Here is a 23,682-nt window from a genome sequence, read left to right on the forward strand (position 1 = left end):
GCAAATGGACATGACGCGAGTGGCCGAACAGGGGCTTGTGCTTCTGGGGTGCGGAAAGATGGGGTCCGCAATGCTGGCGGGATGGCTGGAACACGGCCTTCCGCCAGCTTCCGTTTGGGTCATCGATCCCTACCCGTCAGATTGGCTGAAGGCGCAGGGCGTCAATATCAACGCACCGTTGCCCGAATCCCCCGCCGTGGTGCTGGTTGCGGTCAAACCGCAGATGATGGGCGAAGCCCTGCCTGCCCTTCAGGCACTGGGCGGTGGGTCCAGCCTGTTCATTTCGGTTGCGGCTGGCACCTCGATTGCCACCTTCGAATCTGTTCTGGGCGGTGACACCCCGATCATTCGCGCCATGCCCAACACGCCCGCCGCCATCCGTCAGGGCATCACGGCACTGATCGGCAACGCACACGCCTCCGAGGCCGATATGGAACAGGCCGAAAACCTGTTGGCAGCAGTGGGTCAGACCGTACGCCTTGAGGATGAGGCACAGATGGACGCCGTCACCGGGCTCAGCGGGTCCGGCCCGGCCTATGTGTTCCATCTGATCGAAACTCTGGCCGCTGCGGGCGAGGCGCACGGCCTGCCTGCCGAGCTTGCGATGAAACTGGCCAAGTCCACAGTGGCCGGTGCCGGGGCGCTGGCCATGGCGTCCGACGAAGACCCGGCACAGCTGCGCATCAACGTGACTTCTCCGAACGGCACCACACAAGCCGCGCTTGAGGTGCTGATGCATCAGGAAACCGGCTTTCCCGACCTGCTGCATCGTGCCGTCAAGGCTGCAACCGACCGATCCAAGGAGCTCTCGCGTGAGTGAAATTTCGTTCGATGACTTCCTCAAGGTCGATATTCGCGTGGGCGAGGTGATCCGCGCCGAACCCTATCCCGAGGCCCGCAAACCCGCGATCAAGATGTGGATCGACTTTGGCGACGAGATTGGCGAGCGCAAGACTTCGGCCCAGATCACCGCGCATTACGATCCGGCCACTCTGGTCGGCAAACAGGTCATGGCTGTCGTCAACTTCCCTCCGCGCCAGATCGGCAAGTTCATGTCCGAGGTTCTGGTGCTGGGTCTGCCCGATGACAGCGGCGAGATCGTTTTGATCGGCCCCGACGGCAAGGTTCCAACCGGCGGGCGGATGCACTGATGAAACTGCTGATCACGCGCCCGATGACTCCGGCAGTCGAATCGCGCGCCCGCGCCGATTTCGATGTGACCATCCGGGAAAACACCCTGCCCATGTCACGGCAGGAGATGCTGGCCGCTCTGGCCGACTATGACGTGGTCGTGCCGACACTGGGCGATCAGTTCTCGGCTCAGGTCTTTGCGGATGCAGGTCAGCCGCGCTGCAAGCTGCTGGCCAATTTCGGTGTTGGCTTCAACCATATCGACGTGGATGCGGCACGCGCGGCCGGAATTGACGTAACCAACACCCCCGGCGCAGTCACCGACGCCACGGCTGATATCGCCATGACCCTGCTGCTGACCACAGCCCGGCGCGCAGGTGAGGGTGAGCGGCTGGTGCGGTCGGGTCAGTGGCAGGGCTGGCACCCGACGCAGATGCTGGGCCATCATGTGACCGGCAAGCGCGTGGGCATCGTCGGCATGGGCCGCATTGGGCAGGCCATCGCGCGCCGCTGTCATTTCGGGTTTGCAATGCAGGTGGCCTATCAGTCCCGCAATGCAAAAGATCTGGATTTCCCGGCGGAATTCAAACCTGACTTTGAAACACTCGCCGCCTCGGTCGATTTCCTTGTGCTTGCTGTTCCTGGCGGTGCGGAAACCCGCCACCTGATCAATGCGCAGGTTCTTGAGGCGATGAACCCCTCGGCTATTCTGGTCAACATCGCCCGTGGCGAGGTGGTGGACGAGGCCGCGCTGATCACGGCGCTGCAAACCGGTCAGATCGCGGGGGCGGGGCTGGACGTCTACGAATTCGAACCCAAAGTGCCGCAATCCCTGTGCGATATGGAAAACGTCACCCTGCTGCCCCATCTGGGTACAGCCACCGAAGAGGTGCGCAGCAGCATGGGTCACATGGCGCTGGATAACGTGGCGGCCTTTGTCGCGGGCAGGGCGCTGCCCAACCCGGTCTAGTCGCCCACCGCCTCACGCCAGTGTTTACGGCAGAGCGAGACATAGGTCTCGTTCCCGCCAATCTGCACCTGCGCCCCTTCGGTGATGGCCTTGCCGGTTTCATCCCGCCGAATCACCATCGTGGCCTTGCGACCGCATTCACAGATCGTGCGCACCTCGCGCATTTCGTCGGCAAGGGCCAGCAGGGCGGCGGAACCGGGGAACAGTTTGCCCTGAAAATCCACCCGCAGCCCATAAGCCAGCACCGGCACATCCAGATCGTCCACCGCACGGGCCAGTTGCCAGACCTGCGCCTCGGACAGGAATTGTGCCTCATCAATGAAAACGCAGGCCACGGAACCATTGTCCAGCCGGGATCGGATCATGGCGAAGACATCATCTTCGGGTGTGAACGTGTCAGCCTGCTCCGATATGCCGATGCGCGATGCAATCCGCCCCGCACCCGCCCGCCCGTCAAGGGCGGCGGTCATCAGATAGGTCTGCATCCCGCGCTCGCGATAGTTGTGCGACGCCTGTAGCAACACGGTCGACTTGCCCGCGTTCATGGTGGAATAGTTGAAATACAGCTTTGCCATGGCGTGGGTCTAAAACGCCCGACGAAAAGGAACAAGAGAGCAATCGGTCGTAAGAAGCGACGTCGCCGTTGCGTGTGCAGAGGCCGAGCTGGGCTCGTAGGGGATGGAACCCCCGCGTCTGCAACAGCGACGCCGTCGGCCAACATGTGGCCAAAACAAAGCAAGGCCCAACAATACCGCCCTGCAATCACTCTTTACCGGCTTGAACTGCCGCCACTCACTCACAAAATCCCCCGCTTATCTGAGGGATAGTCAATGTATGACATTTCAATTATGACTCAGGTATGGGAAATTTCCCGACGCTTTCCCCGGTTTGGACACCGGGCGGGCGTTTGCAGGTAATAAAGGTAAATCAATGGCAGATATCGGGGCCTATCTGAAGAAACACACAGAAGCGCTGGTCAAAGATGTCGGAATAGAAGCTGCTTGTGAAATCACCGGAAAATCCAAGGCGACCCTGGGCCGGTATTATTCGGACAATGCCGAACACGCGGACAGGTTCATGCCCGTGGATGCGGTGGCTCGGCTTGAAAACGCAGCAACTTATCCGCATGTGACATCCGCGCTGGCGGATCTGAAAAACATCACCTTGTCCTACAGCGAACGCAACACCGAGGATCCTCGCACAGGCGGGGTGAATTCGGATGTCATCGCGCTCAGCCAGCGGTTTGCAATGCTGATGACTGAATATCAATCCGCAATCGAAGATGGCATCATCACGGTGAACGAAGCCAAAAGGCTGCTGAAAGAAACCAGTTTGCTTCAGCAGGTCCTGATTGAAATGAAACTGCACCTGGAAGAAGAAAGCGTCAGCTAGGCTTGACTGCGGTCCGTAACCGGCCAAATTCCGCCTGCCCGGATTGCAGCAGATGTCGTGCGCTTTGTGGAATGATCACCAACCGGACCCTGTGCCTCAATTCAGTCACGTCTTTCCGATAAGCTGCGGCGCAGGCAAGATCGTCAAGGGCAGTAAACCATGCAGAAAATGCAGGGAAATTACAGCGTTCTCGCAGACCATATGGTTTGGCGGTCGTTCCTGTTTGTCTATACGCTTTTTCTGGCCACGGTGCTGTTTGGTGCTTATCAGGAAGGCCCCGATGACGCGATGCGCTGGGTCATGGTGCAGGACCTGCTGGCGGGGCAGGGCTGGTTTGACGCCTATCAGCATCGGCTGGGGCCGGGTGACGGCACGCTGATGCACTGGTCCCGGCTTGTCGATGCGCCGATTGCCGGGCTCTACACGCTGTCCGCGATGGTCGTGCCACCCGACAGCGCCTTGCAAGTGACCGCGTTTGTCTGGCCGGTGCTGCTGGCGGGGCTGACCCTGTGGGCCTTTGCTGTCACCGGTGGAGCTTTGGGCGGGCGCAATGGCGCAGTTTCGGCACTGGTGGTCGGTGTGCTGACGCTCGAACATTATCGGAAGTTCGACTATTTCTCGTTTGACCACCACAATGTTCAGATTCTGCTGTTTGCAGCGGCCCTCATGTTCTTTGTCCTGCGCAAGGCCAAACCCTCTGCTGCGGGGTGGCTGGGTGCCTGCCTCGCCCTTTCGGTGTCCGTCGGCACCGAATCGATCGTGCAGATCGCGGTTATCGCGGTGTTCCTTGCGATTGACTGGATCGTGACCGGCACAGCCGCCCGCCGCAACACCATGGTGTTTGGAGCCGGGCTGGCGCTGACCCTGTTGCTGGCCAGCGTTGCAACAACGGGACGTCAGGGCTTTCTGTTTCCAAGCTGCGATGCCCTGACGATCAGTGTGGCCCTGCCGGCCGGGATCGCGGCCCTGTGCCTGTGTGCAGCAGCCTGGGTCGGGTCGGGCTGGTCCTATTGGGGGCGTATCGGCGCGTGTCTTGTGATAGGCGCTGTAACACTTGGCTGCGCTTACGCATTTGCACCCCACTGCCTTGAAAACCCGATTGCGGATCTGCCTCAGGACATGCGCGACTTCTGGCTCAGCCAGGTCGCTGAAGCACAGAATATCACCGTCGTTCTGGAACGGCATCTGGGCGAGGCTGCGGCCCTGATCGCCATGTCTGTCATCACGGCGGTGGCGGCCTTGATCTTTGCCCGCCAGTCACAAGAAAAAATGGATTACCTCCTGTTTCTGGCGCTGATTGTGACCGGGTTTTCCATGTTTCTGTACCAGTCCCGGATGATGACGTTTCTGGGCGTGTCCCTCGTGGCTGTTCAGGCTCAGATGCTGCGGGCCCTTTACGTCAGTTACAGAACCCATGGTCGCACGCTATCCGGCTTGGCTATGATAGGCTTTATCGTCTGCGTCTCGCCAAAGATCGGTAGCAGCGTGGAAAAACAGCTGGAACGGTTTGCGCGCCCATCCCTTGCGGCACCCGTCGCCGAGGTAGCACAGGATTCGCAAAACATCGGCGCCCCCTGCAAAGCGCCCGAGGCCTACGCGGCCCTGCAAGACCTGCCAGCCGGAATGGTTCTGGTCGATTTTGACTATGCGGCAGAGGTGCTGCGCTATACTGATCATTCGGTTCTGGCTGGAAATTATCACCGCAACCGGGCCGGAATTCAGGCGCAGATCGCGGTTTTGCGTGTGGATGCGTCCCAGGCCGGTCCGCGTCTTGCTGCACTGGGTGTAAGCTATGTGCTGCTGTGCACCGCTGCGCCCCGTGCCGAATTCTGGGACTGGGCGTCTCAGGGGCGCGGGCTGCAATCCCAACTGGCAAAAGGTGAAACCCCCGCCTATCTCAGCCGGATTGATCGTGGGGAAGGGGCCGCGTTCCAGGTTTTTCAGTTGGCGGCCGATCTCTAGGCCGTCAGCGCTTTGCGGAATGCAGATCAGGCGTGACGCTTCACGATCACCGATCCAACCGAATACCCGGCCCCAAAAGAACAGATCAGGCCCAGATCGCCCTCTTGCAGATCGTCAGAGTATTTCGAAAACGCAATGATCGACCCTGCGGATGAGGTGTTCGCATAATCCTGAAGGATATTGGGTTGCTCGCCCGCCTCGGGTTCGCGGCCCAGAACCTTCTTGCCGATGAAGTCGTTCATTGTCTTGTTGGCCTGATGCAGCCACAGGCGTTTGAGGTCGGTATTGCTGACCCCTTCGGCCTGCATATGGTCGCTGATATGCTTGCTGACCATCGGCAACACTTCCTTGAACACCTTCCGGCCGTTCTGCATGAACTGCATGTCGCGGCGGTCAATCACACCATCGGGGCGCGACCGGCGCAGGAAACCGTTATTGTTTCGGATATTGTTGGAAAAGGCGGTGGCACAGCGGGTCGACAGGATTTCGAAATGCGGGCCTTTTGCGTCTTGGATCCGCTCGATCAGCGTTGCCGTTGCCACATCGCCAAAGATAAAGTGACAATCCCGGTCGCGCCATTCCAGATGGCCCGAGCAGATCTCAGGGTTCACCACCAACGCCGCGCGCACCGACCCGGACCGCACCATATCCGCCGCCGCCTGAATGCCGAACGTGGCCGAAGAACAGGCGACATTCATGTCAAAGCCGAACCCGTCGATACCCAGTTCCTGCTGAATCTCGATTGCAATCGCCGGATAGGCGCGCTCGTGGTTCGAGGCCGCACAGATCACCAGATCGACATCCGCCGCCGTGCGCCCCGCCTGCGCCAGCGCCTTCTTGCAGGCATCCACTGCCATCTCGGTCATGATCCCGGGCTCGTCATCGTTGCGCTGGCGCAGCGTCGGGTGCATCACGTCCGGGTTCAGCACCCCGGCCTTGTCCATCACGTAGCGGTTCTGAATGCCCGACGCCTTGACGATGAACTCTTCCGAGGAATGCTGCATCGCCTCCATCTGCCCGGCTGCGATGGCCTCGGCATTCTTCGCGTTCTGCTTGTCGGCATAGGCGTTGAACGCTTCAACAAGCTCCGCGTTGGTGATGACGTTTTCCGGGGTGAAGACACCGGTACCGGTGATGGCGGGGGTATACATGGCGGGTCCTGAATGTTTCGGATTCGCCCAAAATGCAGTCATGGCGTGATTTGATCAAGATATGTTGACCTAAGGGAATTCGTTCCGGGGCGCAGTTTCATATCTTGAATAGTTCAGAAATTGAAGTATATCGCCCCGTAACCCGCGCGGAGACCCCCCAATGCCAGACGATATCAGCGCCAGACTGGGCCGCCTCAGCCCCGAGATTCAGGCGATCATGGGCGTCTATGCCCTGTACTGGAAACTGGAAGAGACCTTCGACTGTATCGAAACAGACCTGAGCCACCCGGAATGCCACATGCTGATCAAACTGGATCAGCCCAAGCGCATGGGCGTTCTGGCCGCTGATATGTTAAGCGTCCCGTCAACGATCACCGCCACAGCCGATGCCCTTGAAAAAACGGGCTACCTGACGCGGCGGCGTGACCCCGAAGACCGCCGGGCCTGGTTGCTGGTGCTGACAGAGCAGGGCGAAGAGGCCCGCAACATGCTGGTCGCCGCCGCCGGGGACCTGTTTCACAGGGCCTCGGGCCTAAACGAACAAGAAACTGCCGAATTCGCGCGACTGGCGCGCAAAATCCGCGACAACGTATTGAAAACGGGAATTCCCGAGGGATTGAAGAAATGAAACTCCTGACCTCTCTGGGCCTTGCACTGGCCATTCTGGCAACCCCGATTGCCGCTCAAGATACCCCGAAACCGGTGAAACTCATGCAGGTGCGCGAAACCGCGCCGGGTTTCACGCGGCAGTTCTTTGGCCGCGTCGCCGCGCGCCAGACCGTTGATCTTGCCTTTCAGGTTGCCGGCCAGATTGTCGAGATGCCCATCAACGAAGGCTTCATGATTCCCAAGGATGGTCTGATTGCCCGCCTGGATCAGGAACCGTTCGAGCTGCGCCTTGATCGGGCGCGGCTGCAAAAGGAACAGGCCGACCGCACCGTCGCCCGCCTGTCGCGCCTGCGCGGTACAACCGCCAGCCAGGTGGCCGTGGACGACGCCGAGACCGAGGCGCAGCTGGCCGCAATCGCCCTGCGCGACGCGGAATATGAACTGGAACACGCCACGTTGACCGCGCCGTTTGACGCGCTGGTCTCCAGCCGCTCGGTCGAGGCGTTTACGACCGTCTCGGCGGGCACCCCCATCGTCCGCATTCACGACATGTCGGAACTTCGCATCGTGGTCGATGTGCCCGAGATCCTGTTTCAACGCTCTGGCCAGAATGACGACTTCTTCATCACCGCGAAATTCCCGGTCAGTGACGAAGTCTTCCCGCTGGAAATCCGTGAATTCGACGCGGAAACCTCCAGCGTCGGTCAAACTTTCCGGATCCAGTTTGGCCTGACCCCGCCAAAGGGGCTGCAAATCTTTCCCGGTTCTTCCGTTACCGTCAACGTTCAGGTGCAGGACAACCGCACAGGCATCGTCGTCCCGGCGACCGCCGTAGTCGCTGACGCAAACGGCGCGCTGAACGTCGTGGTGTTTTCCCCGGTAGGGGCGGATGAGGGCACCGTGCGCCGTGTCCCAGTGACCATCGAGCCCACGCAAACCGGCGAAGTCCGGGTGCTGACGGGCCTGTCAGATGGGGATGAGGTCGTTGTGGCCGGGGGCGCTGTGCTGACGGATGGTCAGACGGTGCGCCGGTTCGCCGGTTTCGCGAACTGAGGGGCTGACAGATGAACATCGCCCGCGCCTCAATCGACCGGCCGCTTTACACATGGCTGGTCATTCTCATTGCTCTCATTGGGGGCATCTGGGGGTTCACATCGCTTGGCCGTCTGGAAGACCCGGCCTTTACAATCAAGAACGCGGTTGTCATCACGCAATACCCGGGCGCCACCGCCGAACAGGTGGCGCTGGAAGTATCGGAACCGCTGGAATCCGCCATACAGCAGATGGGCGAGGTGGACGTCATCACCTCGGTCAATCAACCCGGACGGTCGCTGATCGAGGTTGAGATCAAGTCGACATACGACGGCACCGAACTGCCCGCCATCTGGACCCGGCTCAGGGCCAAGGTGCGCGACGCCGCGCGCGGCCTGCCATCGGGCGTCGGCCAACCGTTTGTGAATGACGGGTTCGGCGACGTGTTCGGCCTGTTCTATGCGGTGACCGCCCAAGGGTTCTCGGACGCTGAAAAGCACGAACTGGCAACCTTCCTGCGGCGGGAACTGCTGACCGTTGACGGCGTTGCGGATGTCGAGGTTCAGGGCCTGCCGGACGAGGCGATCTTTGTCGAACCCGATCTGGCGATTTCGGTGAACCAGAATGTCCCGCTGCAAGCAATCAACCAGGCGATTGCCAATGCGGATTCGGTCAATTCCTCAGGGTCCTTGCGCTCTGATAACGACCGCACCACCATCCTGACGGCTGAAGGGTCGGACAGCGTGTCGGCCATTGCGGGCCTGTCTGTCGGTTCGCAAGGGCAGGTGATCAACCTCTTTGACATGTCCGATGTCTATCGCGCCCGTCAGAACGACCCCGACATTATCATCCGCTACAACGGGACCGAGGCTTTCACCTTGGGCATCGCGGGTCTGGCCACTGAAAACATTGTCGAGGTTGGCAAACGCGCTGACGCCAAATTCGCGGAGTTGAACACAAGCATTCCCTTCGGTGTCGAAATCCTGCCGATCTATCAGCAACATGTGGTGGTCGAGCAGGCCTCGAACGACTTTCTCGTGAACCTTGCCATGTCAGTGGCCATCGTAGTCGCCGTGCTGGGCATCTTCATGGGCTGGCGCGCGGCCATTGTTGTCGGCTCGACCTTGCTGCTGACCGTGGTCGGCACGCTTCTGTTCATGTCGCTCTTCTCAATCGAGATGGAGCGAATCTCACTGGGTGCCCTGATCATCGCCATGGGGATGCTGGTGGACAACGCCATCGTGGTGGCTGAAGGGATGCAAATATCCATGCTGCGCGGCCAGTCCTCGCGCGATGCGGCCGAGGATGTGGCGTCAAAAACCCAGATCCCGCTGCTGGGTGCGACCGTGATTGGCATCATGGCCTTTGCGGGCATTGGCCTCAGCCCTGACGCAACCGGAGAATTCCTGTTCTCTCTGTTCGCCGTGATCGGCATTTCACTGTTGCTCAGCTGGGTTTTAGCGATCACCGTCACGCCGCTATTGGGGCATTACTTCTTCAAACAGGGCAAAGCAGGCGAGATCGACGCTTATGGCGGCCTCCTGTTCCGCATCTATGGTGCGATTCTGCGCTTTGCGCTGCGCTTCCGCTGGCTGGTTGTTGCTGGTCTCGTCGGCGTAACCGTGGTGTGTTATGCCGGGTTTGGGCTGATGAAACAGCAGTTCTTCCCCAACTCCAACACGCCTTTGTTCTTTGTGCACTACAAACTGCCGCAGGGCACACCGATTGCACGAACCGCCGAAGACATGGCGGTGTTCGAAGACTGGCTGGCAGCACGCGACGACGTCGTCTCGGTCACGACCTTTGTCGGCCAGGGGGCAACCCGTTTCATGCTGACCTATTCAGCCGAAAAGCCGAATCCCAGCTATGGGCACATGGTCATCCGCACTGCAAGCCTGGACGACATCCCGGCGCTGCAAGCAGATCTTGAAGCGTTTGGGTCAGTCCAATTCCCCGAAGGTGAGTTCGGCACCAAGCGTCTGGTCTTTGGCCCCGGCGGTGGTGATCCGATTCAGGCCCGCTTCTCGGGCAGCGACCCGGTCGTGCTGCGCCAGCTTGCCGATGAGGCGGTGCAGCGCATGGCAGCCGCATCGCCGAACGCGCTGCTGGTTCATCACGACTGGCGCGAACAGGAACTGGCGCTGCAACCGATCTATGCAACAGAACGGGCGCAGACAGCAGGTGTCACGCGCGAAAATATCGCCGCCACTCTGCAATTCTCGACCGACGGCATCACGGGTGGTGTGTTCCGTGAGCGCGACCGCCTGATCCCGATTATCCTGCGCCGACCCGCGGACGGAGATTACTCGATTGTCGATCAGGTCGTGTACTCGGACCAGTCGGAAAAGTTTGTTCCAATTGAACAAATGGTGGATGGATTCGAGTACAAATCGCTCAATACGCTGGTTCACCGTCGTGATCGGGTTCTGACCATCACCGTCGGCGCCGACATCCCGCCCGACCTGACAGCGGCACAGGTCCACGCCGAAGTGCGCGACGCTATCGAGGCCATCGACCTGCCACCCGGGTACAAGATGGAATGGGGTGGAGAGTTCGAAAACTCGCGCAAAGCACAGGCAAGCCTGGGCAGACAATTGCCGCTGAGCCTGCTGATCATGGTGTTGATCTCGGTCCTGTTGTTCAACGCGATCCGCCAGCCGATCATCATCTGGCTGCTGGTGCCGATGTCCGTGAACGGCGTGGTGATCGGCCTGCTGGGAACAGGGTTGCCCTTTACCTTTACGGCACTTCTGGGCCTGCTCAGCCTGTCGGGTATGCTGATCAAGAACGGCATTGTTCTGGTTGAGGAAATCGATCTGGTCCGCGCCACCGGCAAGCCCCTGCGCGAGTCAATCATCGAAGCGTCCGTGTCGCGTTTGCGGCCCGTCATGCTGGCGGCTGTCACGACCATTCTGGGCATGGCGCCACTGCTGACGGATGCGTTCTTCGTCTCGATGGCAGTGACGATCATGGGCGGTCTGGCATTTGCCACTGTGCTGACAATGGTTGCGGCACCGGTGTTTTACCTGCTCTTCTTTAAGCGGGACGAACTGGCGTTTGAAATCAAAGCGTGAGCAGTTGTAAGTTGTCTGTTAGATTTCAAAGTTGGGCGTTCCGCACAAGTTACGCCCAACAAATAGTTATGCGAGCAATTTGTCGGCTTCAGATTTCAAGAAGTCCGATACTAGCATTCGTTTAGATTTGTTGGACCGGTTCTTATATCTCGCACGTTTTTCTAAGCCTTCACGATTGTTAGTATCAGAGTCGATTATCAAATCGATTTTATCCAATATCTCCTGCCACTCGTTCTCACTAACTTCATGGTCAGACAATATCTCTCTTAGACGATTTCTTTCGAATTTACGCCAAGCTTCTTTAGAGTTGAGATATTCCGCAAGATCGGTGCTGCGTCTCAGTTTTCGTTTCGACGAGTTGGCTAATGACCATGACAAAGCCGCCGCGCTGAGACCAAACGCAGCACTGGCTACTTCAAGCAATGGTAACGCTGTTAAAACGCTCATCTTTGCTTTCCTCCCCCATTATCATCATAATGCCTAAATTCCCAAAACGGTTCTAATTCTAAGACATGCATGACCCACCTTTGGCGTGCTTGCAGATACCCGAAGAACGCCATAACGGCAAAAGATACATAATACATTACGTATGTAAACGTACTCGGAACAAGTAGAGTTGATTGAGCGGAGTTTTGCGCCGCTGCCGAGACATGCCCGAAACAGAACATCAGTACGACAACAAACAGCACTCCAAGCAGAAACACCCAGAACCGCTGCGAACTAAAAGCATGAGATATTGTGTAAAGCGCAGCAGTCAAAAACACGGTTGAAGCCGCTAACGTCTGCTTGAAAACCCATTCAATTCCTAGCGGTATCAATGGCACAAAAACCAGCAAGACAACTGCTGAGAGAAACTCAGCTCTGGGATGCATTAAGCCCTTTATTCTATTGGTCAAAGTTAACTCTCTCAAAAACCCCTAATCAAAGCATTCGTAAAATGGATGCCTTGGATACTCAATAGGGGCCAATGATAGCTCGAGTCCTCTGAATTTATCAACCCTGCAGTGACTTCACCTCGACGTCGCCTTCAGCCTGCGCCTTGATCGCCAGTGCAGCGGCGTTGGCACCTGCTGCGGTGGTGAAATACGGGATCTTGTCATACAGCGCGATCGAGCGGATGGCCTTGCTGTCCTCAACCGCCTGCGCGCCTTCGGTGGTGTTCATCACCAGCTGCACCTGACCGTCTTTCAGCATGTCCACAACATCCGGGCGGCCTTCGTACACCTTGTTCACCACGTCACAGGCAACACCCTGTTCGTCCAGCCAGCTTTGGGTGCCGCGCGTGGCCACAAGCGTAAAGCCCTGGTCAACCAGAACTTGCGCCGCTTCCAGCATGGCTTTGCCCTTGTCGGCATCCTTGATCGAAATGAACGCACGGCCAGAGGACGGCAACACCATGCCCGCGCCCATCTGCGCCTTGAGGAACGCACGTGGGAAGTCACGGTCCCAGCCCATCACCTCGCCGGTCGAGCGCATTTCCGGGCCAAGGATGGTGTCAACGCCGGGGAAACGGGCGAAGGGCATGACAGCTTCTTTTACCGAGAACCACGGCATGTCCGGATCGGCCAGCGTCATCTGGTCCGCGATCTTGGTGTCCTTGCCTTCCTGATAGGGAGGGCGCATCGGGAAGTTGGCCAGCTTCTCGCCCGCCATGATGCGTGCAGCAATCGATGCAATCGCACTGTCGGTGGCCTTGGCAACAAACGGTACGGTGCGCGACGCGCGCGGGTTCACTTCGATCAGATAGATCTCATCATCCTTGATCGCGAATTGCACATTCATCAGGCCAACAACATTCAGAGCCTTGGCCAGCTTGAACGCCTGATCCTTGATCTGCCCGATGATCTCTTTCGACAGTGAATAGGGCGGCAGCGAACAGGCGGAATCGCCCGAGTGGACGCCCGCCTCTTCGATATGCTGCATGATGCCCGCGACGTGGACATCGGTGCCGTCACACAGGGCGTCTACGTCCAGTTCGACCGCGCCCGCCAGATAGCTGTCCAGCAGTACGGGGCTGTCGCCCGAGACCACAACGGCCTCGTTGATATAGCGTCGCAGCTGATCCATGTCGCGCACGATTTCCATAGCACGACCGCCCAGAACGTAAGAGGGGCGAATGACCAGCGGGAAACCGATCACTTCCGCAATCTCCAGTGCCTTTTCGTCGGTCGAGGCAATGCCGTTTCTGGGCTGTTTCAGGCCCAGTTCATTGACCAGCGCCTGGAACCGTTCGCGGTCTTCGGCCAGGTCAATTGCGTCCGGCGTGGTACCCAGAATAGGAATACCCTCTGCCTCAAGCGCGTTGGCCAGCTTCAACGGTGTTTGACCACCGAACTGAACGATCACGCCGTGCAGCGTGCCGTTTTCCTGTTCCTTCGTCAGGATTTCCATGACGTGTTCAAAGGTCAGCGGTTCGAAATACAGACGGTCCGATGTGTCATAGTCGGTCGAAACCGTCTCGGGGTTGCAATTGACCATGATGGTCTCGTACCCGGCCTCGGTCAGCGCATAGCAGGCGTGGCAGCAGCAATAATCGAACTCGATCCCCTGACCGATCCGGTTCGGACCACCACCAAGAATAACGACCTTCTTGCGGTCGCTTGGGCGTGCCTCGCATTCGACATCGCCCATCATCGGCGCTTCGTAAGTCGAGTACATATAGGGCGTTTGCGCTTCGAACTCGGCGGCGCAGGTATCGATGCGTTTGAAAACCGCGGTAACGCCCAAATTGTGGCGGGCGCGGCGTACGTTATCTTCGCTGCGGCCAGACAGATTGCCCAGACGCGCATCGGTAAAGCCCAGCATCTTGAGCTTTCGTATGCCTTCTTCGGTCACTGGCAAACCGTCCTTGCGCACAGTGCGCTCTGCCTCGGTGATCTCGCGGATGCGGGCCAGGAACCAGGGGTCAAACTTGGTAACGCCGAAGATTTCGTCGTCGGTCAGGCCATGACGCATGGCTTGTGCGATAGTGCGCAGGCGGTCGGGGGTCTGCTTGCTGATCGCTTTGATGACATGTGCCTTGTCGTCGCTGCTTTCGACCTCATCCCACAGGCCGATGCTCAGCCCCGGAATTTCGATCTCATCAAACCCGGTCAGGCCGGACTCCATCGAGGCCAGCGCCTTTTGCATGGATTCGTGAATGGTGCGGCCGATGGACATCGCCTCACCCACCGACTTCATTGCAGTGGTCAGATAAGGCTCAGAGCCGGGGAATTTCTCAAACGCGAATTTCGGGATCTTGGTGACGACATAGTCGATGGTAGGTTCAAACGACGCAGGCGTGACCTTGGTGATGTCATTGTCCAGCTCGTCCAGCGTGTAACCCACGGCCAGTTTCGCAGCGATCTTGGCAATTGGGAAACCCGTCGCCTTGGAGGCCAGCGCCGAAGAGCGCGACACGCGCGGGTTCATTTCGATCACAACCATGCGGCCATCATCGGGGTTGATCGCCCATTGCACGTTCGAGCCACCGGTTTCCACTCCGATCTCGCGCAGCACGGCGATCGAGCCGTTGCGCATGATCTGGTATTCCTTGTCGGTCAACGTCAGGGCAGGGGCCACGGTAATCGAGTCACCCGTGTGCACGCCCATCGGGTCGACGTTTTCGATGGAGCAGACGATAATGGCGTTGTCGGCGGTGTCGCGCACCACTTCCATCTCGTATTCTTTCCAGCCCAGCAGGCTTTCATCGACGAGGATCTGGTTGACAGGCGAGGCATCCATGCCCGAGCGGCAGAAATGGATATAATCCTCGCGGTTATAGGCCACGCCGCCGCCTGTGCCGCCCAAGGTAAAGGCCGGGCGGATGATGGCAGGCAGGCCGATTTCCTCCAGCTCGTCCAGAGCGATCTGGACACCTGCGTCCAGATCGGCAGAGCCGTCGGCCTTCTTGGGGGCGGTCACGATGGTGGCTTTAGGGTTTTCCAGCCCCAGCCGATCCATCGCCTCGCGGAACAATTTGCGGTCCTCGGCCATCTCGATGGCGTCGCGTTTGGCACCGATCATCTCGACACCGAACTTGTCCAACACCCCCATCTCTTCCAACGCGAGCGAGGTGTTCAGACCGGTTTGCCCGCCCATTGTGGGCAGCAGGGCATCAGGGCGTTCCTTTTCGATGATCTTGGCGACGACCTCGGGCGTGATCGGCTCGATATAGGTGGCATCGGCAAGTCCGGGGTCAGTCATGATTGTCGCCGGGTTCGAGTTGACCAGAATAACCCGGTAACCTTCTTCGCGCAGGGCTTTGCAGGCCTGCGCTCCAGAATAGTCGAACTCGCAAGCCTGACCGATAACAATGGGACCCGCCCCGATGATCATGATCGACTTGATGTCGGTTCTCTTCGGCATGGCCTGGCCCCTTCGATTTTGCACGAGTCGCGGGCACCGCCCAAGCGCCCAAATTGTCGTGGGTTATAGGGACCACGCAGAAAGGTTCAAGGGGTATCGGAAACAGAAGCGAAATTGCCGCTTTCCCCCCTTTCCCCTGCCAGAGTATTCTCTATATCGCCCTTCACGGCAAAAGAGGATGCAGTTGCGTATTCGTTTTGATCAGGGACCAGCCGGTCGCGGAGCCCGGTTTCAGCGTCCGTCTCGGATTATCCGTGCGGATACTGCGAAGGACGTGCCCCAGGCTCTGGCGGCGCTGGATGAGGCGCGCGCGGACGGGGCATGGCTGGCTGGCTATGCCAGCTATGAACTGGGATATGTGCTTGAACCCCGGCTGATCGATCTTTTGCCGGATGCGCGTCGGTTGCCCCTGCTGTGCTTTGGGGTTTACGGCGCACCGGATCGGGTTGCTTTACCGACGCCTGCGGGCGAGGTGCGCGTGTTTCAGCCGCGCTGGGATGAGGCGCGTTATGGCGAAGCCTTTCAAGTGGTGCATGATGCCATCGGTGCTGGTGATATCTATCAGGCGAACCTGACCTTTCCGATTGATCTGACCGTCTCGGGCAGCAGTGAAGCCCTTTATGCGGCACTGGCAGCGGGGCAGCCCGTTGGGCATGGCGCGCTGGTGCAGCAGGTCGGGTTGCCCGATTTGCTCAGCCGCTCGCCGGAGTTGTTCTTCCGCACGGACACGGATGGAAAGATCGAAACACGACCGATGAAGGGTACCCAGCCGCGCAGCGAAGACCCGGATGAGGATATGCGGCGCCGGTCGTTTCTGACCACGGACGAAAAGAACCGGGCGGAAAACCTGATGATCGTCGATCTGCTGCGCAACGATATCAGCCGTGTCGCGCTGCCCGGTTCCGTTCATGTACCTGAACTGTTTAAGGTCGAAACCTATGCGACCGTGCATCAGATGGTTTCACTTGTCCGGGCCAAGTTGCTCAAATGCGCAGGGCTCAGCGATATATTGATGGCGTTGTTTCCCTGCGGCTCGATCACGGGCGCCCCCAAAATTCGCGCCATGGAAATTCTGGCCGGGCTGGAACCCTGGCCGCGCGACATCTATTGTGGCACCATCGGCTGGGCCGCGCCTGATGGCCGGTCCGAGTTCAACGTGGCCATTCGTACGCTGATGCTGGAAGGCGATCAGGCCACCCTGAACGTGGGCGGGGGCCTTGTCTGGGACAGTACCGCCCCGGCAGAATATGAGGAGGCGCTATGGAAAGCCCGCTTCGCCCGCCAGCTGAGCCTGATTTCCGCCTGATCGAAACGCTGGCGTTTCGGCCAGATCAGGGCTTTGTCCGAAAAGACCGTCACCTTGCGCGCATGGCCCGAACCGCTGCGGCCTTTGGCCTTCCCTTCAACCCGGATACAGCGACCGCCGCGCTGGATGGCGCGTTGGGCGACACCCCCTTGCGTTGTCGTTTGACGTTGGATGCATCGGGTGCATTCGAATTGACGACCGGGGTTCTGGCCAGCAACCCTCCGGTCTGGCGCATAGCCCTGTCTGATCAGCGGCTGGCTTCCAATGATCTTTGGCTGCGTCACAAGACAAGCCGCCGCGCCCTATATGACGATGCCCGCGCCGCGCTGACGGATGGCATAGACGAAGTGTTATTCCTGAATGAGCTTGATGAACTGTGTGAGGGCACCATCAGCAACCTTTTCGTCGAAAAGCGGGATGGCCGTATTCTGACGCCTGCGCTGTCCAGCGGTCTGTTGCCTGGCATATTGCGCGAAGAGTTGCTGGATAAAGAAACGGTGTCCGAGGCCGTGCTGACCTTGAGCGACCTGAAAAATGCGCAAACTGCCTACATGGGCAATTCACTGCGCGGGCTGATCCGGGTGGAGCTGATATACACGTGATCAAAGAAGGTGCGATGGTCGGGTCTCCGGTTGCATTGCCGCGGTTAAGGGTTGAGTTCGGCCTGTTTAATATTGTCCCGCCGCTGATCATCGCGGTTTTGTTTCCTACGAACAGGATGTTTCCGGCACTGTTTGCCCTGACCGGGATGGGGATATTGCTGCTGCATTGGACACCAGGCTTTCAATGGGCCGAGCTGCGCTATGATTGGGCCAACTGGTCGCTTCGCGAAGTTGTGCTGTTCCGCCCACTGTTCTTCCATCGTTATCACGCGATCTTGCCAGAGGGGCGCGCGGCTTATGTGCTAAATGCTGCCATCTTCTCGTTCGCGCATCTGATGTATTGGAGCTGGATTGTCGCCCTCATGACATTTGCGGGCGGGCTGCTGTTTACATGGGCCTACAGGCAGCGCGGCTCGTTCTTCTATGCGGTGCTGTTGCACGTGATTGTGGGTAATATCATCTTTGCGGTCGGGCTGGGTGTCTATTTCTACTCAGGCAACGTGCAAAGGCCGTTTTGACAGGGCGACCCGCCTTGACTTTCCGGGCCTGACAGGGTGTATCGGCGCGACGAATTCTGCGCCCGAAGGGATATGATCCATGCACGCCTATCGCAGCCACACCTGCGCCGCACTGACCGCCGCCAATGTCGGTGAAACCGTTCGCCTGTCCGGTTGGGTGCATCGGGTCCGAGATCACGGGGGCGTCCTGTTCATCGACCTGCGCGATCATTTTGGTGTGACACAGGTTTTGTGCGATGGCGACAGCGCCGCTTTTGCTGCGCTGGAAAAGGTGCGTTCCGAATGGTGCATCCGCATCGACGGAACCGTCAAGGCGCGTGCCGCCGAACTGGTGAACCCGAAACTGCCCACCGGCGAGATCGAGGTTTACGTGCGCGAACTGGAAGTTCTGGGGGCTGCGGAGGAACTGCCGCTGATGGTGTTCGGTGATCAGGAATACCCCGAGGAAACGCGCCTGCGTTATCGTTACCTCGACCTGCGGCGCGAGGCGATGCAGCGCAACATGACCCTGCGCTCGGACGTTGTGGCCTCCATGCGCAAGCGTATGTGGGATCAGGGGTTCCGTGAGTATCAGACGCCGATCATCACCGCATCCTCGCCCGAAGGCGCGCGTGACTTTCTGGTGCCGTCGCGCCTGCATCCGGGCAAGTTCTACGCACTGCCGCAGGCCCCGCAGCAGTTCAAGCAGCTGATCATGGTCTCGGGCTTCGACAAGTATTTCCAGATTGCGCCCTGCTTCCGCGACGAAGACCCGCGCGCCGACCGCTCACCCACCGATTTCTACCAGCTCGACCTCGAGATGTCCTTTGTCGAGCAGCAGGATGTGTTCGACACGATCCAGCCCGTTCTGGCCGGCGTCTTCGAAGAGTTCGGCGGTGGCCGCAAGGTTGATCAGGACTGGCCGCAAATTTCCTACAAGGATTCGGCGCTGTGGTACGGCACGGACAAGCCCGACCTGCGGAATCCCATCAAAATGCAGGTGGTCTCTGACCACTTCCGCGGGTCTGGTTTTGCGATTTTCGCAAAACTGCTCGAACAGGAAGGTACCGAAATTCGCGCTATCCCCGCGCCAACCGGTGGCAGCCGTAAGTTTTGTGACCGTATGAATGCCTTTGCCCAGAAAGAGGGTCTGCCGGGGATGGGCTACATCTTCTGGCGTGATCAGGGCGAAGGGATGGAAGCCGCAGGTCCGCTGGCCAAGAACATCGGCCCCGAACGGACCGAGGCAATCCGTCAGCAATTGGGTCTGGGGGTCGGCGATGCTGCATTTTTCCTGGGTGGTAAGCCGAAAGCCTTTGAAAAGGTTGCAGGCAAAGCGCGCGACGTGATCGGGGATGAGCTTGGCCTGACCGAGAAGGACCGCTTTGCCTTTGCCTGGATCGTTGATTTTCCGATCTACGAGCAAGACGAAGAAACCGGCGCTATCGACTTTGAGCACAACCCGTTTTCGATGCCGCAAGGCGGCATGGAAGCGCTGCAGGGCAATCCGCTGGATGTGCGCGGCTATCAATACGATCTGGCGTGCAACGGATACGAACTGGTGTCGGGTGCGATCCGGAACCACAAGCCGGAAATCATGCTGAAAGCTTTTGAACTGGCGGGCTATGGCGAGGATGAAGTGAAATCCCGATTTGGTGCCCTGTTCAACGCCTTCCACTACGGTGCGCCGCCGCACGGTGGCTGCGCTGCAGGGATCGACCGGATCGTGATGCTGTTGGCGGATGAGGCCAATATCCGCGAGGTCATGATGTTCCCGATGAACCAGCGGGCCGAAGACCTGATGATGCATGCGCCGTCGGACCCGACGTCAGATCAGCTGATGGAACTGGGTTTGCGCCTCATTCCGCAGGACTGAACGAGAGCCGCCCGCATTTAGCGGGCGGTTTCATTTTGATGCCAGCGAGTATTCGCGGGTCAGTCCAGCGGGTTGTTCAAATCACCTCGGTTGACACGAATTGAACGTGCAGCATGCCGTGTTTGGCGATAGGCCCAGATGCACAGAAGCGTTGCAGTGATGAAATAAACTGCAATCACGTCAAATCGCCTTTCTTTGTTCCAAACGGTTCTGCACCATGCCGGCGACCTGCGCTGCCTGCGCGGTGATCGGTGCGCCGTTCGCCCGTGACAGCGCCAGCTTTCGGGCGGCTTCTGCCAACGGTCTGTCATCGGCTTCTCGTGCGACCCCTTGCAGAAACTGGGCGGCGTAATCCCATGTGCGATGATCGTTGGGCCCGGTAAGGACATCGGCGATATGCGCCATGTCGTCCTGATAAGCCATCGGGTCGGGGCGGATGACTTCGTCGCGAACCGAGTGGAGCCCGCTTGGGCGTCGATCTTCGGGCAGGCGCTCCAGAATGGACTTCTGAAAATAAGACAATGATTTTATCGGCTTGGACAGAAATCCATCCGCTCCGGCTGCGTACGCCAGACCTTCGGTAGTGTCATCGCCCGACAGGCCCATGATCACGCTGATCCGTGGTGAAGCTTCGGCCAGTTCGGCGATCAGGTCAGCTCCGGACCCGTCGGGCAGGCCCATATCGATCAGAATGACCGAGGGGCGATAGATCTGCAGGTGTCGCCGTGCCGATTTCAGGCAGTCAGCGCGTCGGATACGTGCGCCGCTATGCAGGCACATCAGGCGGATCGCGTCGCAGGCATATCGGCTGTCTTCAACAACCAGAATTGTCTGTCCCAGCAAGGGCCGCGTTGCGGTGGGCGTGGCGGCGGTGGTGGCAATGAGGCCCGAATCGTCCATGGCAGCTCTCCTATCCAGCAGATGCTTCACGCTAGGAACTTCTGGCTAACACGACGTTAACGCGCGATTTGGCGCACTTGTCCTTTTGCAGAGCAACCCCCATAACCCACGCAACGCAGGACATCAGGAGTGAGACATGATTGGGCGTCTGAACCACGTTGCCATCGCCGTACCCGACCTTGAGACGGCATCCGAACAGTACCGCAATGCGCTGGGCGCCAAGGTCGGCGCGCCGCAGGACGAGCCGGATCATGGCGTCACGGTTGTGTTCATCGAACTGCCCAACACCAAGATCGAACTTTTGTACCCGCTTGGCGACGACAGCCCTATCAACGGGTTTCTGGAAAAGAACCCGGCAGGCGGTATTCATCACGTATGCTATGAGGTCGAAGACATCATCGCCGCCCGTGATCATTTGAAAGCGACCGGTGCCCGTGTTCTGGGGTCGGGGGAGCCCAAGATCGGCGCGCATGGCAAGCCGGTGTTGTTCTTGCATCCCAAGGACTTCAACGGCTGCCTTGTCGAGCTGGAACAGGTATGATCCGCAAAACCCGGAGGGGCTGAAGTGACCATTACTGCTGCATTGGTGCTGTTTGCCGTCATCTGGTTCATGACGTTGCTAGTGGTTTTGCCCATTCGCATCAAAACTCAGGGTGACCTGAACGATATCGTTCCGGGCACCCATGCGGGTGCGCCGGAAGTCCATCATCTGAAGGCAAAGATGTGGATCACCACCGCCATTGCTGTGGTTTTGTGGGCTATCATTGCCGGGATCATCATATCTGGTGTGATTTCAGTGCGGGACTTCGACTGGCTGAACCAACTGGAGCCGCGCTAATCTGTGTCAGACCTTTTGGCCTGACACAGCATGAAAAATATGGGTGAATGTCGCCGCGCCAAGGATCGGGATCACCAGATTCAACAGCGGTATCGACAGCGGAATGGCCATCAGCGTTCCAGCGACCCAGATTGTGGTCGAATGCCTGGCCCGCAGTTGGCGTGCGCCATCCCGCCCGATCCGGCGCATGGCGGCCAGCGTGAAGTATTCCCGCCCCAACAGGAACCCGTTCATGGCCCAGAAGATGAAGGGCGCAAACGGGGTGAAGATCGCATAGAGGATCAGCGCCAGCAGGTTTGCGACAATCAGCACGCCAAGAAAGCTGAGGCCGTCCAACAGGGCTTCTGACACCGGGATGCGTCGTGCATTCGGCAAGGCTGGAAAGTGCTTGTCCTCGACGGCCTGTGCCACCTCGTCCAGAAAGATCGATGTGATGGCTGACGCCACCGGCACCATCAGGAAAACAGGCAGGATCAGGACGAGACCGATACCTGAATAGTTCAGAACGTCGTTCAGCCACGGAACAGCTCCGATAAATGGCAGCGAGATTTCACTGCCCGACAACCAGTTGATCAACCTGATCGCACCCGCGCAGGTGAGACCCAGCAACAGGATGGTCAAACCTACACCGCGCAGCAGAACGGCGCGGAATTTGGGGTCTCCGATCTGGCCGAGCGCGCTGAAAAAGGCGTTCAGGATGATCATTCTGTGATCCATTCCGTCAAGGCTGCCACATCGGGCCGCGGGCGTTCGGGTGGCGCTGTTCCCTCGGTGGCGATATGTATCAGCCCGGCGACACGTTCGTTGTCGGCAAGCCCAAAGGCGTCGACGCAGAAGTCGTGGTCATGGGTTTGCCAACCCGATAGCCAGTTTGCGCCCCAGCCTGCGGCCAGCGCGGCATTCAGCAGGGCCAGACAGACCGCGCCCGCAGAATAGGTTTGTTCGATCACGGGTATTTTCTCGGACGGTTTTTGTACTTCGATCACGGCTACGGCCAGATGCCCCATGTCGAACTGGCTGCGCGCTTTTGCAATATCTTCCGGACTTTTGTTCAGCCGTTGCCCGCAGGCCTCGGTCAGGATTGCCAACCGTGCCATGGCCCCCTGTTCCAGAACGATAAATCGCCAGGGTTCCAGTTTTCCGTGATCGGGGCTGCGTGCGGCTGCGGTCAGCAGGGGGCGCAATTCGTCCCGTGTCGGAGCCGGGGCAACCAGTGTCTTGGCGGGTCGGGACCGGCGCGACTGCAAAAACTCCAGAGCAGCGGGGTTTTTCATGGACATATGTTAACTTCCTTTACATCACGTCTCTGTATCTTGGTCGGCATGCCGAGGGTTTCAAGGGCGCGGCGACGGATCGCTTGGATCAATTTCATTCCACCGCCCATCATGCAAGACTATTGAGGGAAAGGGCGACAATGGCGAAATCCAAACTACGAGATCTGCCGGATCTCAGCGCGCAGGCGCACGCCGGGGCAACGTTTCATCTGAAAGTAACACCCAAGGCCGCGTGCGACCGGGTGGTCGTGAAAGACGGGCAGATCAGGGTATTTGTCACGGCACCGCCTGACAGTGGCAAAGCCAACCATGCGGTTCAGGTGATCCTTGCGAAATGTCTTGGCGTTGCCCCTTCGACACTGACACTCAAGCAGGGGCAAACCGCGCGCAACAAGGTGTTTGTCTATGTGCCCTAAGGCCCCGTTTCACGGATCTGGTAAACCCCCTCGGGCAGGTCCAGCGCCGCGGCCAGATCGCGGACCTGTTCGGGCGACAAGGTGATCTTTTGCACCTGGTCGGTTCGCGGATCAAACTGTTCCAGCGTGACGCATTCGGCGAAATTGTTGATCACAACATCCTCTTGCAAAGGTTTTTCACCTTCGTCCACAAGCGTTATGACCGTCGAGTCGAATTCATGCTCAATCGAAAACATAAGGACAGAGTGCAAGCCGTCGACGCGCAATGCAAGACGTTCGTTTCAAAGCATTGTGTGGTCACTCTG

The 23,682-nt window shown here is 58.9% G+C and carries 24 protein-coding genes; 15 read left to right on the forward strand and 9 right to left on the reverse strand.

The annotated features are described in order from the left end of the window. The first annotated feature begins 4 nt into the window (after positions 1-4). From proC to ACR0BK_RS04895, 3 genes are read left to right on the forward strand one after another with little or no spacing between them, the layout of a single operon-like run. Complete coding sequence (gene proC / locus ACR0BK_RS04885; RefSeq protein ID WP_480519138.1) at positions 5-820, forward strand: pyrroline-5-carboxylate reductase; 816 nt, start codon at positions 5-7, stop codon at positions 818-820. Next, entirely contained in the window at positions 813-1,151 is a 339-nt protein-coding gene (locus tag ACR0BK_RS04890; protein WP_267362951.1) for a tRNA-binding protein, read from the forward strand. The genes proC and ACR0BK_RS04890 overlap by 8 nt, the downstream gene beginning before the upstream one ends. Next, a complete protein-coding gene (locus ACR0BK_RS04895; protein ID WP_480553933.1) occupies positions 1,151-2,101 on the forward strand; it encodes a 2-hydroxyacid dehydrogenase in 951 nt (316 codons plus the stop codon). The genes ACR0BK_RS04890 and ACR0BK_RS04895 overlap by 1 nt, the downstream gene beginning before the upstream one ends. Here ACR0BK_RS04895 and ACR0BK_RS04900 read toward each other — a convergent pair. Beyond that, positions 2,098-2,676: a thymidine kinase gene (locus ACR0BK_RS04900; protein WP_480519134.1), complete on the reverse strand. Its 579-nt coding sequence runs from the start codon at positions 2,674-2,676 to the stop codon at positions 2,098-2,100. The genes ACR0BK_RS04895 and ACR0BK_RS04900 overlap by 4 nt on opposite strands. A gap of 355 nt (positions 2,677-3,031) precedes the next feature. Here ACR0BK_RS04900 and ACR0BK_RS04905 point away from each other — a divergent pair, with 355 nt between their 5' ends. Beyond that, positions 3,032-3,493 (forward strand): hypothetical protein, encoded by a 462-nt coding sequence (locus tag ACR0BK_RS04905; RefSeq protein ID WP_480475505.1) that lies wholly within the window; start codon positions 3,032-3,034, stop codon positions 3,491-3,493. A 159-nt stretch (positions 3,494-3,652) separates the two neighbouring features. Beyond that, positions 3,653-5,455 (forward strand): hypothetical protein, encoded by a 1,803-nt coding sequence (locus ACR0BK_RS04910; protein ID WP_480553934.1) that lies wholly within the window; start codon positions 3,653-3,655, stop codon positions 5,453-5,455. Positions 5,456-5,481: 26 nt separating this feature from the next. Here ACR0BK_RS04910 and ACR0BK_RS04915 read toward each other — a convergent pair whose 3' ends face one another. Beyond that, on the reverse strand, positions 5,482-6,606 hold the full coding sequence (locus tag ACR0BK_RS04915) for a beta-ketoacyl-ACP synthase III (protein ID WP_480553935.1): 1,125 nt from the start codon (positions 6,604-6,606) through the stop codon (positions 5,482-5,484). A gap of 160 nt (positions 6,607-6,766) precedes the next feature. Here ACR0BK_RS04915 and ACR0BK_RS04920 point away from each other — a divergent pair, with 160 nt between their 5' ends. From ACR0BK_RS04920 to ACR0BK_RS04930, 3 genes are read left to right on the forward strand one after another with little or no spacing between them, the layout of a single operon-like run. Further along, on the forward strand, positions 6,767-7,234 hold the full coding sequence (locus tag ACR0BK_RS04920) for a MarR family winged helix-turn-helix transcriptional regulator (protein WP_480475511.1): 468 nt from the start codon (positions 6,767-6,769) through the stop codon (positions 7,232-7,234). Then, the gene (locus tag ACR0BK_RS04925) at positions 7,231-8,268 is read left to right on the forward strand and encodes an efflux RND transporter periplasmic adaptor subunit (RefSeq protein ID WP_480493636.1); all 1,038 of its coding nucleotides are present in this window, start codon (positions 7,231-7,233) and stop codon (positions 8,266-8,268) included. Before ACR0BK_RS04920 ends, ACR0BK_RS04925 begins: the two co-directional genes overlap by 4 nt. 11 nt (positions 8,269-8,279) lie before the next feature. Beyond that, positions 8,280-11,321 (forward strand): efflux RND transporter permease subunit, encoded by a 3,042-nt coding sequence (locus tag ACR0BK_RS04930; RefSeq protein ID WP_480553936.1) that lies wholly within the window; start codon positions 8,280-8,282, stop codon positions 11,319-11,321. Positions 11,322-11,387: 66 nt separating this feature from the next. On the opposite strand, the gene ACR0BK_RS04935 is transcribed toward ACR0BK_RS04930, so the two are convergent. The 3 genes from ACR0BK_RS04935 to carB form a co-directional block, all read right to left on the reverse strand. Beyond that, positions 11,388-11,768, reverse strand: a complete 381-nt coding sequence (locus tag ACR0BK_RS04935; RefSeq protein ID WP_480553937.1) for a hypothetical protein — start codon at positions 11,766-11,768, stop codon at positions 11,388-11,390. Next, positions 11,765-12,217 carry a hypothetical protein gene (locus tag ACR0BK_RS04940; protein ID WP_480553938.1) on the reverse strand — a complete coding sequence of 151 codons (453 nt, stop codon included), beginning with the start codon at positions 12,215-12,217 and terminating at the stop codon, positions 11,765-11,767. The genes ACR0BK_RS04935 and ACR0BK_RS04940 overlap by 4 nt, the downstream gene beginning before the upstream one ends. A gap of 97 nt (positions 12,218-12,314) precedes the next feature. After that, positions 12,315-15,668: a carbamoyl-phosphate synthase large subunit gene (carB, locus tag ACR0BK_RS04945; RefSeq protein ID WP_480553939.1), complete on the reverse strand. Its 3,354-nt coding sequence runs from the start codon at positions 15,666-15,668 to the stop codon at positions 12,315-12,317. A gap of 178 nt (positions 15,669-15,846) precedes the next feature. Between carB and ACR0BK_RS04950 the strand changes: the two genes are divergently transcribed. The 4 genes from ACR0BK_RS04950 (at position 15,847) to aspS (ending at position 19,949) form a co-directional block, all read left to right on the forward strand. Further along, a complete protein-coding gene (locus ACR0BK_RS04950) occupies positions 15,847-16,974 on the forward strand; it encodes an aminodeoxychorismate synthase component I (protein ID WP_480553940.1) in 1,128 nt (375 codons plus the stop codon). Continuing rightward, positions 16,929-17,576 carry an aminotransferase class IV family protein gene (locus ACR0BK_RS04955; protein WP_480553941.1) on the forward strand — a complete coding sequence of 216 codons (648 nt, stop codon included), beginning with the start codon at positions 16,929-16,931 and terminating at the stop codon, positions 17,574-17,576. Before ACR0BK_RS04950 ends, ACR0BK_RS04955 begins: the two co-directional genes overlap by 46 nt. Then, on the forward strand, positions 17,573-18,094 hold the full coding sequence (locus ACR0BK_RS04960; RefSeq protein WP_480553942.1) for a CPBP family glutamic-type intramembrane protease: 522 nt from the start codon (positions 17,573-17,575) through the stop codon (positions 18,092-18,094). Before ACR0BK_RS04955 ends, ACR0BK_RS04960 begins: the two co-directional genes overlap by 4 nt. Before the next feature lie 79 nt (positions 18,095-18,173). Then, positions 18,174-19,949 (forward strand): aspartate--tRNA ligase, encoded by a 1,776-nt coding sequence (aspS, locus tag ACR0BK_RS04965; RefSeq protein ID WP_480519122.1) that lies wholly within the window; start codon positions 18,174-18,176, stop codon positions 19,947-19,949. A gap of 180 nt (positions 19,950-20,129) precedes the next feature. Here the strand turns inward: aspS and ACR0BK_RS04970 are convergent, their stop codons facing one another. Further along, the gene (locus ACR0BK_RS04970) at positions 20,130-20,849 is read right to left on the reverse strand and encodes a response regulator (RefSeq protein WP_480553943.1); all 720 of its coding nucleotides are present in this window, start codon (positions 20,847-20,849) and stop codon (positions 20,130-20,132) included. Between the two features lie 136 nt (positions 20,850-20,985). Here ACR0BK_RS04970 and mce point away from each other — a divergent pair, with 136 nt between their 5' ends. Next, complete coding sequence (gene mce / locus ACR0BK_RS04975; RefSeq protein ID WP_267364251.1) at positions 20,986-21,390, forward strand: methylmalonyl-CoA epimerase; 405 nt, start codon at positions 20,986-20,988, stop codon at positions 21,388-21,390. 24 nt (positions 21,391-21,414) lie between these two features. After that, positions 21,415-21,687, forward strand: coding sequence for a DUF1467 family protein (locus ACR0BK_RS04980; protein WP_267364249.1), 273 nt, complete (start codon positions 21,415-21,417; stop codon positions 21,685-21,687). Positions 21,688-21,693: 6 nt separating this feature from the next. Here the strand turns inward: ACR0BK_RS04980 and ACR0BK_RS04985 are convergent, their stop codons facing one another. Both ACR0BK_RS04985 and ACR0BK_RS04990 read right to left on the reverse strand, forming a co-directional pair. Continuing rightward, positions 21,694-22,404 carry an EI24 domain-containing protein gene (locus ACR0BK_RS04985; protein WP_480553944.1) on the reverse strand — a complete coding sequence of 237 codons (711 nt, stop codon included), beginning with the start codon at positions 22,402-22,404 and terminating at the stop codon, positions 21,694-21,696. Continuing rightward, positions 22,389-22,967, reverse strand: a complete 579-nt coding sequence (locus tag ACR0BK_RS04990) for a nitroreductase family protein (RefSeq protein ID WP_480553945.1) — start codon at positions 22,965-22,967, stop codon at positions 22,389-22,391. The genes ACR0BK_RS04985 and ACR0BK_RS04990 overlap by 16 nt, the downstream gene beginning before the upstream one ends. A 134-nt stretch (positions 22,968-23,101) precedes the next feature. Between ACR0BK_RS04990 and ACR0BK_RS04995 the strand changes: the two genes are divergently transcribed. After that, a complete protein-coding gene (locus ACR0BK_RS04995; RefSeq protein ID WP_480553946.1) occupies positions 23,102-23,377 on the forward strand; it encodes a DUF167 domain-containing protein in 276 nt (91 codons plus the stop codon). On the opposite strand, the gene ACR0BK_RS05000 is transcribed toward ACR0BK_RS04995, so the two are convergent. Next, on the reverse strand, positions 23,374-23,613 hold the full coding sequence (locus ACR0BK_RS05000) for a hypothetical protein (protein WP_267364243.1): 240 nt from the start codon (positions 23,611-23,613) through the stop codon (positions 23,374-23,376). The two genes, ACR0BK_RS04995 and ACR0BK_RS05000, sit on opposite strands and share 4 nt — an antisense overlap. Between the last annotated feature and the right edge of the window lie 69 nt (positions 23,614-23,682).

This window comes from Ruegeria sp. AF1, from assembly GCF_056542125.1.

Excerpts from the sequence above, each read along its gene's own strand:
- ACR0BK_RS04950 (WP_480553940.1), top strand. The coding sequence starts at position 15,847 with ATGCAGTTGCGTATTCGTTTTGATCAGGGACCAGCCGGTCGCGGAGCC.
- ACR0BK_RS04970 (WP_480553943.1), bottom strand. The coding sequence starts at position 20,849 with ATGGACGATTCGGGCCTCATTGCCACCACCGCCGCCACGCCCACCGCA.
- ACR0BK_RS04985 (WP_480553944.1), bottom strand. The coding sequence starts at position 22,404 with ATGGATCACAGAATGATCATCCTGAACGCCTTTTTCAGCGCGCTCGGC.
- ACR0BK_RS04930 (WP_480553936.1), top strand. The coding sequence starts at position 8,280 with ATGAACATCGCCCGCGCCTCAATCGACCGGCCGCTTTACACATGGCTG.
- ACR0BK_RS04895 (WP_480553933.1), top strand. The coding sequence starts at position 1,151 with ATGAAACTGCTGATCACGCGCCCGATGACTCCGGCAGTCGAATCGCGC.
- mce (WP_267364251.1), top strand. The coding sequence starts at position 20,986 with ATGATTGGGCGTCTGAACCACGTTGCCATCGCCGTACCCGACCTTGAG.
- ACR0BK_RS04925 (WP_480493636.1), top strand. The coding sequence starts at position 7,231 with ATGAAACTCCTGACCTCTCTGGGCCTTGCACTGGCCATTCTGGCAACC.
- ACR0BK_RS04995 (WP_480553946.1), top strand. The coding sequence starts at position 23,102 with ATGGCGAAATCCAAACTACGAGATCTGCCGGATCTCAGCGCGCAGGCG.
- ACR0BK_RS05000 (WP_267364243.1), bottom strand. The coding sequence starts at position 23,613 with ATGTTTTCGATTGAGCATGAATTCGACTCGACGGTCATAACGCTTGTG.
- ACR0BK_RS04955 (WP_480553941.1), top strand. The coding sequence starts at position 16,929 with ATGGAAAGCCCGCTTCGCCCGCCAGCTGAGCCTGATTTCCGCCTGATC.
- ACR0BK_RS04935 (WP_480553937.1), bottom strand. The coding sequence starts at position 11,768 with ATGAGCGTTTTAACAGCGTTACCATTGCTTGAAGTAGCCAGTGCTGCG.
- aspS (WP_480519122.1), top strand. The coding sequence starts at position 18,174 with ATGCACGCCTATCGCAGCCACACCTGCGCCGCACTGACCGCCGCCAAT.
- ACR0BK_RS04990 (WP_480553945.1), bottom strand. The coding sequence starts at position 22,967 with ATGTCCATGAAAAACCCCGCTGCTCTGGAGTTTTTGCAGTCGCGCCGG.
- ACR0BK_RS04910 (WP_480553934.1), top strand. The coding sequence starts at position 3,653 with ATGCAGAAAATGCAGGGAAATTACAGCGTTCTCGCAGACCATATGGTT.
- ACR0BK_RS04915 (WP_480553935.1), bottom strand. The coding sequence starts at position 6,606 with ATGTATACCCCCGCCATCACCGGTACCGGTGTCTTCACCCCGGAAAAC.
- carB (WP_480553939.1), bottom strand. The coding sequence starts at position 15,668 with ATGCCGAAGAGAACCGACATCAAGTCGATCATGATCATCGGGGCGGGT.
- ACR0BK_RS04905 (WP_480475505.1), top strand. The coding sequence starts at position 3,032 with ATGGCAGATATCGGGGCCTATCTGAAGAAACACACAGAAGCGCTGGTC.
- ACR0BK_RS04900 (WP_480519134.1), bottom strand. The coding sequence starts at position 2,676 with ATGGCAAAGCTGTATTTCAACTATTCCACCATGAACGCGGGCAAGTCG.
- proC (WP_480519138.1), top strand. The coding sequence starts at position 5 with ATGGACATGACGCGAGTGGCCGAACAGGGGCTTGTGCTTCTGGGGTGC.
- ACR0BK_RS04920 (WP_480475511.1), top strand. The coding sequence starts at position 6,767 with ATGCCAGACGATATCAGCGCCAGACTGGGCCGCCTCAGCCCCGAGATT.